This window comes from Hymenobacter sp. (assembly GCF_036387835.1).
In the GTDB taxonomy this organism is placed as follows: domain Bacteria; phylum Bacteroidota; class Bacteroidia; order Cytophagales; family Hymenobacteraceae; genus Hymenobacter.
Map to the genome: position 1 here is coordinate 70,299 of NZ_DASVSY010000036.1, position 12,947 is coordinate 83,245.

The window sequence follows — 12,947 nt, forward strand, 5'->3', positions numbered from 1 at the left end:
GAGTTTGTGAATTTGACGTTCTGCTGGCACGAGTCTGCGCCATCTGCGCAAGTGGCGCAAACAGCACAGCAAAATCACCATCTCACAACTTCACAATTTCACCTTTACCAACCAGGCGGTGAGGACAACCAATGCCAGCCAGGCCAGCAGCACGTAGAGGTAGAGCACCGGTACGCCCCCTACCCGACCGTCGTGGTTGAAGACGGCCAACAGCGGGAAGTTGAGCAGCACGCCGAACAGCAAACTCACGAACAGCAGCCGCTGCCCGCGCCGCTGTTCGGCCTGCTCTTGTGGCGACATGGGGAGCATGGAGTGATTGTTAATTGTGTTGATGGCTGATTGGTGATTGGTGAAGTGGGATAACAATCAACCTCCAACAATCACCAATCACAACAAGAAAGTCCGCCGAACCAGCGCCCGACGGACTTTTCAGGAAGGGCTGTGAAAACAAATCAGTTGAGAGTCCGGCTATTCTGTCGGGTTACCGGGCGTCGGTGGGGTCGTCGTCCATCAGGCGCACGTTGCGCACGTCTTTCATCAGGGCCGAGCCGATCAGGAAGCAGATCAGGGCAATGGCCACCGGATAGATAAGGCCCATCAGGCTGCTGTACTCTTTGGTGAAGGTGCCTTCGGGCTGCGCGGCGGCCCACACCGTAAGCGAGGTGGCAATGAAGGGCACAAACCCGCCGAATACGCCGTTGCCGATGTGGTAGGGCAACGACAAAGACGTGTAGCGCACTTTGGTCGGGAACAGCTCGACGAGGTAGGCGGCAATCGGGCCGTAGGCCATGGTCACGAACAGCACCAGACAGAACACGAGCAGCGTCATGGGGAGCAGCTGCGGCGAGGCCGACTGCATGACGGCCGGCACGGCGGCTACGGCGGCACCGGCCGCATCGACGGTGGCAGGAATGGCGGCCGTTTTCTCGGTGAGCGGGCCGGCGAAGGCCTTGATACCGTAAAAGATAGGGATGGTAAACAGCGCCCCGCACAAGAGGCCCATCATGATAATTTTCTTGCGCCCGATCCGGTCAGAAAGGCTGCCGAAGTACACGAAAAACGGCGTGGCCATCAGCAAGGCGCTGCACAGCACGATGGCGGCGTCCACGATGCTCATTTTCAGCGTCGAGAGCATAAACGAGTAGGCGTAGAACTGACCGGTGTACCAGACCACTCCCTGGCCCATGGTGGCCCCAAACAAGGCAATGAGTACCAACCGGCGGTTGACGGGGTTCACAAACGACTCGCGCAGCGGGTTAGTGCTGGTTTTGCCCTCGGCCTTGGCTTTGGCAAACAGCGGCGACTCGGCCAGCCGGCGCCGGATGTAGTAGGAGGCAATAATCAGAACACCCGAGAGCAGAAACGGAACGCGCCAGCCCCACTCTTTGAAGGCGTCTTCGCCGAGCAGCTTGCGGGTAGCCAGAATCACGAGCACCGACAGAAACAGGCCGGCCGTGGCCGTAATCTGGATGAAGCTGGTGTAGTAGCCGCGGCGGTTGTCGGGGGCATATTCGGCCACGTAGGTGGTCGCGCCGCCGTATTCGCCGCCCAGGGCCAGGCCCTGCAACAGGCGCAGCACCACCACAATGGCCGGCGCCGCCAGCCCGATTTTGTCGTAGCCCGGAATCAGGCCCGTCACGAAGGTGGCGCCACCCATGATGAGCAGCGTCAGCAGAAACGTGTACTTGCGCCCGATCATGTCGCCGATGCGGCCGAAGAACACGGCCCCGAACGGCCGCACCACAAACCCCGCTCCAAACACAGCCAAGGCCCCTAGCAGCGTGTCTTCAATCTTGCCCTTCGAGCCGAACAGCACCGGTCCGATGATGGTGGCCAGGGAGCCGAAGATGTAGAAGTCGTACCATTCGATAACGGTGCCCACCGACGAGGCGGTAATCACCTGCCAGATTTTGCTGCTGGAGGTGCTGTTGTTGTCGTGGGCCACGGTTTCGGCGGCCCCGGCCAGCGGCGCGGCTCCGGAGTACGCCCCGGAATCTCGCTGGGGTAGGTTCTGGTTCATAATGAATGTGGGTGTTTTTTGAAGTGGAATGTCGGTAGCTAGTCGGGAGGAGCTAGGAGCTAGTTGGGAGGAGCCAGAAGCTAGGAGCCAGGAGCTATATGAGCGGGATGCCAATGGTTCACTCCTAGCTCCTAGCTTCTTACAAGAACACCTGCGTTTGCAGCGTTATTTCGGGGCGGTACTTCACGTTGTTGATCAGGGCGCCGTTGGGCACCGCCGCCTGGTCGCTGAAATCGGGGCGGGCGCGGTAGTTGAGGGTAACTTTGGCGTTGTGGCCATCAAGGAGCACGTTCACGCCGGCATCATACACGTTCACGCCGGCCCGTTCGCCATTGCTTTTGCGCAGGCCTTCATAGCTGCTGTGCAAGTAGGCTACGTAGGGCTGCAGCCGCACTTTCGGGCCCAGCGTGTTCTGCGGCAGCAGGAAGCCGGCATTTATGTATTGCGCATTACCCGTGCCCGACTGCGGGTAGGCATTACCGCGGATATTGATATTACCACCCTGCGCTATTCCATAACCGGGGTTTTCGCCCCCCACGTAGCGCACGTAGTTCGGCCCGAAGTTGTAGTTGTAGTACACGCCGTAGAAAGTCAGCGCGGTGCGCGAGGCCGTATCCAGCGGCACATCATAGAACACGTCAGCCCCGAAAAGCTTGATGTCGTGTTTCTGAACACCAGGCACGACGGTGTTGCTATACAAGTCCGCGCCGGGCGTGAGGCCGCTCAGCGTCACGCTGCTACTGGTAGGCCGCGAGAACATACCGTCTTTGTTGTACATAAAGCCCGTACCGATGCTCAGTACCCGCTTAGTGCCGAGGTAAGTGCCCTGGAAGTAAGGCAGCAGGTTAGCTTCAGGCTCCAGAAAGTTGTAGTTGAAGTAGCCCTGGTACACATGGTTTACGTTTTGCGGGTTGTACTGTGCCGCATTGGTGCCGGTGTTGATGCCGTTGCTGGTGCTGCCAAGGCCTAGTGGGTTGCCGGTTTGCACGCCCCCCGCCACATAGTTGGCATTGGTGGGCAGGTTGGTCAGGAACGGGTCATTCGCCGAAAGCCGGTAGTCGAACTTGCCGATGCGGCCTTTGGCAAACACGCCTAGGTAGCGGGCAAACTGGTCGAGGGCATCGATAGTGGGAAAGTTGGTGAGCGGGAAGTCCATGGCCAGCATGTTGACGGTGCTGGCGCTGCTCAGGCGCGAAATACCGTTGTAGTAGTGCAGGCCCGCCCCCAGGTTCAGGTACTTATTTACCTTGTATTCGGTCACTGCCTCATGGATGAAGAACTGCGGCTTTTTACCGTCGGCGGTAGCATTTACGCCACCACTTACCCCGTTTTGGTTGTTGATGCCCAGGTGGGTATAGATGAGAAAGCGCGGATTGAGCTGCGCCAGAATCACCATGCGCGAGCGGCGGATACCAAAGTCCACCTGGCTTTCCTTGGGTTTGTTGGGGGCACGCAGCGTGCCGGTATTGTTTTCGTTGTAGCGGGTATAAATCTGCGACCAAAGAAGAAACCGCAGGTACTTGGAGCCGTCGGGCGAGAGGTTGACTTTCATGCCCGGACCATAGGGCACCGGTTTAGTAGCGGTGGGCGTGGCGGGTGGCGCGGCGGGGGCGGCGGGCGGCGGGGCCTGGCCGGTGGGTGGCGTAATTACCTGAGCCGAAGCTCCGGCCGTAGTCAGCAGCGCACTAAGCGCCAGCGCGTAACGGGCGTTTCGCATAGTTAAGAGTGGAATGGGGACAGTAGGAATTCAATGGAATGCATCAGACTCAGTTGGTACTGCGTTGTCTTCAGCTCAACCAAGTAGCAAAACCTTCCACCAGAAGTCACGCCCTCGCTATACTTCTGCTAAGTCCTATAGCCCTACCCCTGCCGAAACCGCTCCCAGCGGATCATCATGTACTTGTCGCCCAGCTCGGTTACCACCAAGCCTGCCCCTTTCAGGTTGTTGGCATCCTGAAAGAACTCATTCAACTCTTTCTGATTTAGAATTTTATACGTCGGGTGGTACTCGGTTTGACGCGGCGCTTTCATCCCGTACTTCTTCACCCAGTTCATCACGCTCACGTGGCTCACTCCCAATAGCCGCTCGATTTCACGGTAGCTAACGCCTTCAACATAAAGCTGCAACGCCTTGATAACATAATAGGAATTAATTTCCTTGCCGGCCTTGGCCACCGAATAGTGGTAGCCGCAGTTCTTGCACTTGTACCGCTGCCGCCCGCCTACTACTCCACTTTTCGTGGCTTCTTTGGATTCGCATTTCGGGCAAGCAAGTTGAGCCATAATCAAGTAAGTGAGGACTTACACCATTAAAACTATACCTATTTAGTAAAGATATACTAATTCAGCAAAGATATAGCACTTTCTTATCTTAAAGTTGACCTCATGAAGAAACCACGCGGCACAAAACGGCTCTTGCGCAGCCTTGAAAAACAAAGTGCCAATGTTGAACAATTAGATATGTCGGGTTTGCTAAGGTCGAAGTATTCGTATCGTAAGCTTAAACTAGGTCAGTGGCACACTACGTCGGCAGTTGTTCCACTTGCAATACGGCAGCAGGCGGTAGGGCTGCTTCTGGCAACAATGACGCATTGGCACCAGCAACTACAGCTACAACCCGAACCGTTCTACTCGGCGCTTTGGATATTCGAGCGGGAATTCGCGCACTCCTCACAAGTTGTGGCCGGTATCAAAGAAAGGATGGAACGTTATCAGCAATTATTCCTTGTCCCGGAGTCAGAATCAGTTATGCCTTTGCCGCTCACCTATCGGCAATTGCCTGGAGCCGACCAACTAGATTGGACATCTTGGCAATGGGAAGAAGGGTTTGAACCTGAAGATTTTCCGAATGGTTGGCCTAGCCGGATGCTGCGACGCCCTCACCGCAGCTACACAGACGATACGGGCCGGGAATTTCTGATTGTCCAGACCGACCGGGTTTGGGTTGGCTCCTATCCTCAGGCCAAGCCTACTCCCCACCCGTAAAATCCAGGTCGTAGAGGATGTTCAAGCGGAAACCGTTGTTGATTTCAAACACTGGCCGCCCACTGACCGGGTCGGGTTCGGGGTGTTGCGTTACCTGGTTAAGGTAGTTCAACTCGATTTTCGCGTGGTCACTGAACTGGTAGCCTACCCCGCTCGAAAGGCGGTTTTGGTTGAACACATTATTGCCTACGTTGCGCCCGAAACCAATAAATAGCTCATCAAACGCAGTCAGATACCATTCGCCATCGTCGATGGTGGGGCCTTGCAGCGGAAAGCTGCCCTCAAGCTGGTACCGGATTCGGTGCTGATACTCCCAGTCCTGCACGTTGCCGGTGCCTTCGTCGGCCCGCTGCCCGAGCCAGCGCTGCTCGAGGCGCAGGCGCTGTGAGAACTGCAGGCGGCCTACTGCATCGCTTAGTTCTACGTCCTGGTAGAGACGGTGCTCGGGTTGGGGCCGGCCCGTTACGGTGGGATAACCGCCGTACTCGTGCGTTTGAAAGTAGGTATAGCCGCCGCTTACTTGCACCCGGTCCGTGAGCTGGCGCCCGAGGCCGAGCCGGGCTAAGTGCTGCTGCTGCGCGCCAAGCAGTTTCACTCGGCGCAGTTGGTACTCGGTGTGCAGGGTCCACTTCTCACTGAGCTTATGGTCGCCGGAGTACACCATCCAGCCCAGGGTGTTGTGGTCGAGCAGGCGGGGCAAGGCCTGCCCAAACCCGGTTGTGGCCCCCAAACAAAGTCCTAATACGAGCGGTAATCTTCCCATAACCCGCGGTGGCAGCGTAAGGAAAACCGTGCGCACGCGGCTTCCCTTACGCTACTAGCTGGCTACGGTTGGGTTTCTGGCCAGATTAGGGTTGCAGCACGGTAGCCAGCACGGCATCAACCGCCAACCCCAGCCGGCGCATATCCAGCCGGTCGAGCGTGTCGGTGGGCTCGTGGTAGTGCTGATTGCGGTAGAAGGCCGTATCGGTGAGCAGCACGGCCGAATACCCGAACTTCCAATAATTGAGGTGGTCGGAGAAGTCGATGCCAGGCAGCCAGGCCGGGGCTTTGAACCGCTTGACGGGCAGAGCGGCTGCGGCCCGATAGCGCCGCGCAAACTGCCGGCCAAAGCGGCCATTCCCGAATTTTTGGGCCACCGTTACATAGTTGCCCCGGCTTCCGAATACCAGCTTGAGCAGGCTGATCGGATAGCGTTGACTACCTTTTCGGTCGTCGTAATAGCCCAGCATTTCCAGCGCCACCATGCCCCGCACCGGCACGCCAGCCGCGTACAAGGCTTGCGCGTGCACGTAGCTGCCCATCTGCGGGGTCCGGAAAAAGGGCGGCTCTTCCAGCGTGTAGGCTACCAAATCAATTCGGTAGGGCAGGCTGGCTTGCTGGCCGAGCAGCCGCGCCAGTTCGAGCAGCGCCGCTACGCCACTGCCGTTGTCGTCGGCGCCGGGCTGCTCGCCGCACACATCGTAGTGCGCCCCCACAATAAGGCGCGGCCCATCCTCGGGGCCGAAGCTGCCAATCAGGTTGCGGTAGCTTTGCCCCTGCACTTCATATGGCTGCTCGCTGGTACGCGCGCCGGCGGCTTGCAGCTGTTGCCGAACGTAAGTTGCGGCCTGCTGCAAGCTCGCCGGATGCAGATGGTTGCGCGGCTGCGGGGTGCTAATGAGCGTCAGCAAGTGGTGGCGGAGGCGCATGGTATCGGCTGCCAAAAGCTGAGCTGGCTGTTGCGCCCGAACGGGCCCCGCTAATAGCACCACCATTAGCATCAAGCCACAAAAGCGCAAAAACATACCAGAAGAAAGGTTGCAAAGTGAACTGTGCCCCAAGATAGCAAGGCCCACGAGCTATGGCGCACCACGGTTACGCTTTGAAGCTGTTTAGGAAGTCCGCTAAACTCCTCAGAACGTCGTGCCTCAGCTTGCGCTCATGCAGGCGCAGTTGGATTCAAAGCATCTGGCGTGCTGATGTTGCCAAAGTAACGGTTATGCTTGATCTGGCGTCCGCATGTGGCGCCTCAAGCCACGGACCGAAGCATCTCGCGTGCGCATGGTGCAGTACTAAATGAGGTTACCCCCGGCGAGATGCTTCAAACTCCAGCTGCGCCTGCGCGGACGCAAGCTCAGCATGACCGGCGAGAACCTTCTTGTAACAGCTTCTTTAACAGGTTTTATCGGAAGGAAGAAGGCTAATCGACTTTACAGTTGGCGTTAAGATGGCCGGAATTTCACTAAATCCTACCGGCTCCTCAGTAGTGGTGATACCTTGCAATAAATCAGTTTTAAAATCAGCTTAAATAGATTATTTCCTATGATTACCTTGCGGGTATGATTGCACGATTATCAGTTTCTTTTTTGTTTTTACTGTATGCTTTTCAAGGAGTAGCGCAGAGTCCGCAAACTGCGGCGCTTCAGCAGGCGTTAGCTCAGGCTACCTCTGATACCAGCCGAGTGCTGCTTCTGGCCGATTTAAGCGCTACGTACCGCTATTCCCATTTCGATTCGGTGCAGTGGTATGCGCAGCAAGGTCTGAAGCTGGCTCGCCAGATTAGCTACCCCAAAGGGGAAGGCCGCTGCCTGTCACGCCTGGCTATTTTGCCCGCCGAGCGCGGCAACCTGCCCGAAGCGTTGCGCCTCAACCTGCAGGCGCTCCAACTCAACCGCCAAAGCCACGACCCGCGGGGCGAGGCCCGTACGCTCAACCAAACGGGCTTACTATACTTTGCCCTCGAGGATTTTCGCCCTTCGCTACGCTATTACTTTCAGGCTCGCACCACCTACCAGCAAGCCCACCTCAACGATGCTTCCCAGCTAGCCAGCATCATAACCAATATCGGGGCCAGCTACGAAGGGCTGGGCCTGCTCGATTCGGCCTCTTATTATCTGCATCAGGCCCAAGCGCTTGCGCGCATAGTACCTCGCACTGGCTGGAGCTGCTGGGGCAATCCGCAACCCTACATTCTGCGGGAGTTGGGCCGGCTGCAAGCATCCCGGGGATCGACTGCACTGGCCTTGCAGTACTACCACCGCAGCGCCCAGGCCGCTTTGCCCGAACATGATTTGCGCAGCCGCAGCCGCGCTTTTCAGTACTTGGCCGAACTTTACTACCGCCGGCAGCAGCCCGATTCCAGTGTTTTCTATGCCCGCCAGGCCTTGGCTGTGGGTCAAACTTTGCCGTTTGTAGTGGGCGTGCTGCGCACCAGCACCCTGCTGACCGATATATTCCGGGCCCGCGGCCAGAACGATAGCACGCTCAAGTATATGGGCATCATGGTAATGGCCCAGGATAGCCTGCACAACCCTCAGCGCATCAAGCAACTCGATGCTATTGGGTTCGATGAGCAACTGCGGCTGCGGCAATTAGAACAAGAAAGTGCTGAGCTTACGGCCACTGTTCGGATGTACATGCTGTGGGTGGGATTGGCAACGCTGTTGTTGGTGGCCTTGCTACTCGCCCGCCACACTTATAAGCAAAAGCAAGCCAACCAGAGGCTGCAGCACCTCAACCAGCAAATCAATCAGCAGAAAGAAGAACTTACCAAACAGCGCGATACCCTCGGGCGCATGGTGCAGCAGCTGCGCACCACGCAAAGCCAGCTGGTATTGCGCGAGAAAATGGCTTCTCTGGGCGAATTGATGGCCGGCGTGGCGTACGAAATTAAAAACCCGATGAGCAGCGTAAAAAACTTTGCGGCCATTAGCGCCGACCTGTGCCAGGAGCTGCGCGAAGAGCTAGCCAAAGCCCCGCTACCCGTTGATGATCAGCAGATTATCGATGAGATGTTTCACAATCTAAGTCTTTACCAGTCCAAAATTGTGTTGCACACTCAGCAGGCGGAGGGCTTTGTCAACAACATGCTCGATTACTCCAGCACCAGCCCGGCTCAACGTCAGGCCACCGACCTCAACGTGCTGGTCAACGAGTACATGCGCCTCACTTACCACGACCTGCGCCTCAAGAATCGTCACTTCAACGCGGCTCTCTTTTCTTTTCCCGACGAAAACCTCCCTGCTGTGCCCGTGGTGCGGCAAGAGCTCGGTCGAGTGCTGGTTAGCTTGTTCACCAATGCTTTTCATGCCGTGCATCAGCGCCAGCGCCAGGCTATCGAGGAAGACTACGTGCCCCAGATAACCCTGCGTACCCGACAGCTCGACAACCAAGTGGAAATCAGGGTGCGCGACAATGGGCTCGGTCTTGAGCAAGAGGCGCTAACTGATATCTTCCAGCGCTTCTTCACTGCCAAGCCTAATGGCGAAGGCCTCGGCCTCGGCCTGTGGGTTAGCTACGATATCATCACGCGTAGCCACGGCGGTAAGCTGGAAGTGGAAAGTAAGCTCGGCGAGTACACCGAGTTTATTATCACGCTGCCTCTGGAAGGCAAACCCGCCGTTCCAGCCGCCTGGACGAATTAACTTTGCTGAGTGAAGGAGTGAAGGAGTGAAGGAGTGAAGTAGCCTACGGCAAGAATGGCGCGACTTCATGCCGACGTAGGCTACTTCACTCACTCACTCACTCCTTCACCGCTTCACTCAATTACCATTTCACCGTTCATGTCTTTTCGCACCATTACGCCGGGTACGCTGCCGGGGCCGGAGTGGCACCAGTTTTTGTTGAGTGCCGTGGCGCCGCGGCCAGTGGCGTTTGTAAGCACTGTTTCCGCCGCCGGCGAAGTGAATTTGAGTCCGTACTCGTTTTTCAACGTGTTCAGCTCCAACCCGCCTACCCTTGTCTTCTCCCCTGCCAACCGCGTGCGCGACAACACGCAGAAGCACACGCTTTTCAACGTGCGCGAAGTACCGGAGTGCGTGGTCAACATCTGCGACTACGCCGTGGTGGAGCAGATGTCGTTGGCCAGTACCGAGTACGAGCGGGGCGTAAATGAATTCGTGAAAGCCGGCCTCACCGAGTTGGCGTCCGACTTGGTGCGGCCCCCGCGCGTGGCCGAGTGTCCGGTTTCGTTGGAGTGCGTGGTCGAGCAAATCATTGCTATTGGCGACTCCAACGGCGGCGGCAACCTGGTTATCTGCCGGGTAGTGCAAGCCCACTTCCGCGAAGACATCCTCCTGGAAAACGGCCCCGGCATCGACCCGCTCCGGTTCGACGCCGTAGCCCGCCTCGCCGGCGATTGGTACAGCCGCGTGACGCCCGAAAGCTTGTTTACGGTGCCCAAACCCAACCGTAACCTCGGCATCGGCATCGACCAGCTCCCCGAGTACATTCGCACGTCGGAAATCCTTACCGGCAACAACTTAGGCCGCCTCGCCAACATCGAGCTGCAGGCAATTCCTACGCCCGAGCAAGTTCAAGAACATAAAACCGACCCGTTAGTAAGCGCCGTGCTGCAACAGTATTTCGGCAACCCCACCGAGCAACGACAGCAACTCATGCTACTCGGCAAGAAACTACTGGAGCAAGGCAAATTACTAGATGCCTGGAAGGTGTTGCTGCTGGCAAATAACAACTGATTTTCTTGCCCTTAGTGGGTTTTATGTCCCGTTACCACAGTAAGGGCCTCACCCGGCAGGCATTGTTCTTCCGCCGCAGGAGGAGTCTGAGTTAAAGTCTTTCAACGATTACACTCAGATTTCTCCTGCGGCGGAAGGACAACGGTTTGAGGAGGCTCTAAGCATACTGCTAGCAGCCATGCTGTATGCTTCTATTCAGCCGAGCGTGCTTACAATAAACAGCATTATAATTATTCCAAAGTTGTATAACTATTACTACAAATAATTTATTTTTATAGAATATTTGTAGTATTAAATCCAAGATCAGTGCTACATCGTAGCTCCTGCATACGCCCTCTTCTAAGTAAGAGAAATCCAGTTGAAGCGCTTGTTCTGCTTGGCATGATCACCTTTTGTTAGGGTGGTGTCTGCCTTCCTTTTTCTCTGCGTGTGTAGGCAACTAGGCCCTTCGGTTTAACTGCTTTTTTTCGTTGCCAGGCCAAGTTTCTGCTTTTTTTAGCGGCAGCTGCATAGCCTAACTTCTTTCCAATCCTTCCGACCGCCAGCATAAAATATGCTGGTCTTGCCACGCCTTTGCCCCCAGCATAAGGCGTTGTAGCGCAGAAACTTAATTCCCCCTTCACGCTTGCCGAGTTTTTGTTTCACTTTTTCATTGCTGTTTTTCTATGAAGATTTTTACCAAACCTCTCCATTGGTTGATGGGAGCCTGTGTCGTCACGACGCTTTCCGTGTGGGGCGTCACCCTTCAGACGCCACTGGAAGCCAGCAGCCACCGCGAGGCACCCCTGATTGCCGACGACCCGCTGGCCGACAACACCGATGTCTACGCCTTCGTGTCGCCCAACGACCCGGAACGCGTAGTGCTGATTGCCAACTACATCCCGTTTCAACTGCCGCAGGGCGGGCCAAACTACTACACCTTCGGCGAGAACGTGCGGTATGAGATTCACGTGAAAAACAACGGCGCCTCGGCCGGCGACGACATTACGTACCGCTTCACGTTTTCGCGCACCAACCAGGACCCAACCACGTTTTTCAACGTGCGGCTGGGCCAGCAAAACCTGAAAACCACCTACACTTGCGAGAAAAGCGTGAATGGCGGCGGCTTTACCACCATCGTCAGCAACGGGGTGGTGCCCGCTTACAACATCGGGCCGCGCTCCATCAATACGGGGGTCGGCCTGAGCCAGCCTTCTTACACGGCCTTGCGCCAGAGTGCCGTAACCACGGCCAGCGGCGGCGGCAACGAGCAGGTATTCTGCGGCTCGGCCGACGACCCGTTTTTCGTGGATCTGGGCGCTGTGTTTGATTTGGCCGGTGTGCGCCTCAACCAAGGACACCGCGACGGACTCGCCAAGTACAACGTCAACTCCATTGCCCTGAGCGTTCCGATTGCGACGCTGCAAAAGAACGGTCAGCCCGCCGCGGCCCGCGCCAACATCCTCGACCCCAACTACGTGATTGGCGTGTGGGCCTCGGCCAGCCGCCCTACCATGCGCACCCTGAGCGCCACCGGCGGCCCCACCACGGCCAACACCACCTACGTGCAGGTATCGCGCCTGGGCATGCCACTCACCAACGAAGCCATCAACCCCATTGGCAGCAAAGACCTCTGGAACCGCCGCACGCCGTACAACGAGGATGCCATCACCGACGACTACCTCTCCAACCCCGAGTTGGGTTTATATATGGACGCCCGGCAGTTTGGCGGCGCAGTGCCGGCCCTCTCGGCGCTCCGCATCCAAACCAGCTCCCTAGCCGGCTTCCCCGGTTTACCGGCCACTGGCTTCGATTTCGGCAACACCAAGCCCGGCCTATTTCCGCTGAAAGGCAGCTCGGCCGTGGCCGGTACCGCCCTCGACGATGCCGCCTTCGGCAACTACCTGCTCGTGGCCGGCAAGCCTCGTTCGGTTGACATCAAGCCCATCTTTCATACCGGCGTGCCCAACCTGCCACCTTATCAGCTGGCCACCGGCAAAAACGGCAACCCGCTCGCTCCAGGTAAGCCCTTCGTTAACAACTTCCTGCCCCTGACGGCTTCGGGCCGCACCAACCCCGGCGGCGACATGCTGCGCCTGAACATGGCCGTACCGGCTACAGCACGCAATTCGCCCGACTTCAGCAACCAGGGCTTGCTGGCCGCGGCCGTGCTCGGCCTGACGGATGCGCGCTTCAATGGCAACACCAACCTGCAGTTTATTCCCAACATGGACGGATTTCCGAATGGGCGCCGCCTGGAGGACGAAGTAGTGAAAATAGAGTTGCAGGCCGTAAGTGGCGCCGCGCTGGCGGCCATCGGCCTGTGGTACGACGATTACACGCCCACCAGCGCTTCGCCGGTGACGCCGCAGCTGCGCGGGGTGCTCAACTTCTCCACCGGAGTGGAAAGCAATGACACCACCTTCCGCGCTGCTTTCCCCTACGTGCAGACGCCGTGGGAAGGATACCGCATTCGCCGCTAACTCGCTTTTCCATTCTTGATT

The 12,947-nt window shown here is 57.4% G+C and carries 10 protein-coding genes; 4 read left to right on the forward strand and 6 right to left on the reverse strand.

Features of this window, described 5'->3' with window-relative positions:
- Window positions 1–90: 90 nt before the first annotated feature.
- The 4 genes from VF639_RS07020 to VF639_RS07035 form a co-directional block, all read right to left on the reverse strand.
- The gene (locus VF639_RS07020) at window positions 91–309 is read right to left on the reverse strand and encodes a hypothetical protein (protein ID WP_331145181.1); all 219 of its coding nucleotides are present in this window, start codon (window positions 307–309) and stop codon (window positions 91–93) included.
- Window positions 310–481: 172 nt separating this feature from the next.
- Window positions 482–2,020: an MFS transporter gene (locus tag VF639_RS07025; protein ID WP_331145182.1), complete on the reverse strand. Its 1,539-nt coding sequence runs from the start codon at window positions 2,018–2,020 to the stop codon at window positions 482–484.
- Window positions 2,021–2,159: 139 nt separating this feature from the next.
- On the reverse strand, window positions 2,160–3,737 hold the full coding sequence (locus VF639_RS07030; RefSeq protein ID WP_331145183.1) for a hypothetical protein: 1,578 nt from the start codon (window positions 3,735–3,737) through the stop codon (window positions 2,160–2,162).
- 143 nt (window positions 3,738–3,880) lie between these two features.
- Window positions 3,881–4,303: an IS1/IS1595 family N-terminal zinc-binding domain-containing protein gene (locus VF639_RS07035; protein WP_331145184.1), complete on the reverse strand. Its 423-nt coding sequence runs from the start codon at window positions 4,301–4,303 to the stop codon at window positions 3,881–3,883.
- A gap of 102 nt (window positions 4,304–4,405) precedes the next feature.
- Between VF639_RS07035 and VF639_RS07040 the strand changes: the two genes are divergently transcribed.
- A complete protein-coding gene (locus VF639_RS07040; RefSeq protein WP_331145185.1) occupies window positions 4,406–5,005 on the forward strand; it encodes a hypothetical protein in 600 nt (199 codons plus the stop codon).
- On the opposite strand, the gene VF639_RS07045 is transcribed toward VF639_RS07040, so the two are convergent.
- Window positions 4,989–5,768: a DUF2490 domain-containing protein gene (locus VF639_RS07045; protein WP_331145186.1), complete on the reverse strand. Its 780-nt coding sequence runs from the start codon at window positions 5,766–5,768 to the stop codon at window positions 4,989–4,991. The genes VF639_RS07040 and VF639_RS07045 overlap by 17 nt on opposite strands.
- 85 nt (window positions 5,769–5,853) lie before the next feature.
- Window positions 5,854–6,792: a M28 family peptidase gene (locus VF639_RS07050; RefSeq protein WP_331145187.1), complete on the reverse strand. Its 939-nt coding sequence runs from the start codon at window positions 6,790–6,792 to the stop codon at window positions 5,854–5,856.
- A 534-nt stretch (window positions 6,793–7,326) separates the two neighbouring features.
- Here VF639_RS07050 and VF639_RS07055 point away from each other — a divergent pair.
- The 3 genes from VF639_RS07055 to VF639_RS07065 all read left to right on the forward strand — a co-directional run bounded on the left by VF639_RS07055 (window position 7,327) and on the right by VF639_RS07065 (window position 12,926).
- Window positions 7,327–9,411 carry a tetratricopeptide repeat-containing sensor histidine kinase gene (locus VF639_RS07055; RefSeq protein ID WP_331145188.1) on the forward strand — a complete coding sequence of 695 codons (2,085 nt, stop codon included), beginning with the start codon at window positions 7,327–7,329 and terminating at the stop codon, window positions 9,409–9,411.
- 138 nt (window positions 9,412–9,549) lie between these two features.
- Complete coding sequence (locus VF639_RS07060) at window positions 9,550–10,464, forward strand: flavin reductase family protein (RefSeq protein ID WP_331145189.1); 915 nt, start codon at window positions 9,550–9,552, stop codon at window positions 10,462–10,464.
- 665 nt (window positions 10,465–11,129) lie between these two features.
- A complete protein-coding gene (locus VF639_RS07065; RefSeq protein WP_331145190.1) occupies window positions 11,130–12,926 on the forward strand; it encodes a DUF4331 domain-containing protein in 1,797 nt (598 codons plus the stop codon).
- Window positions 12,927–12,947 lie beyond the last annotated feature (21 nt).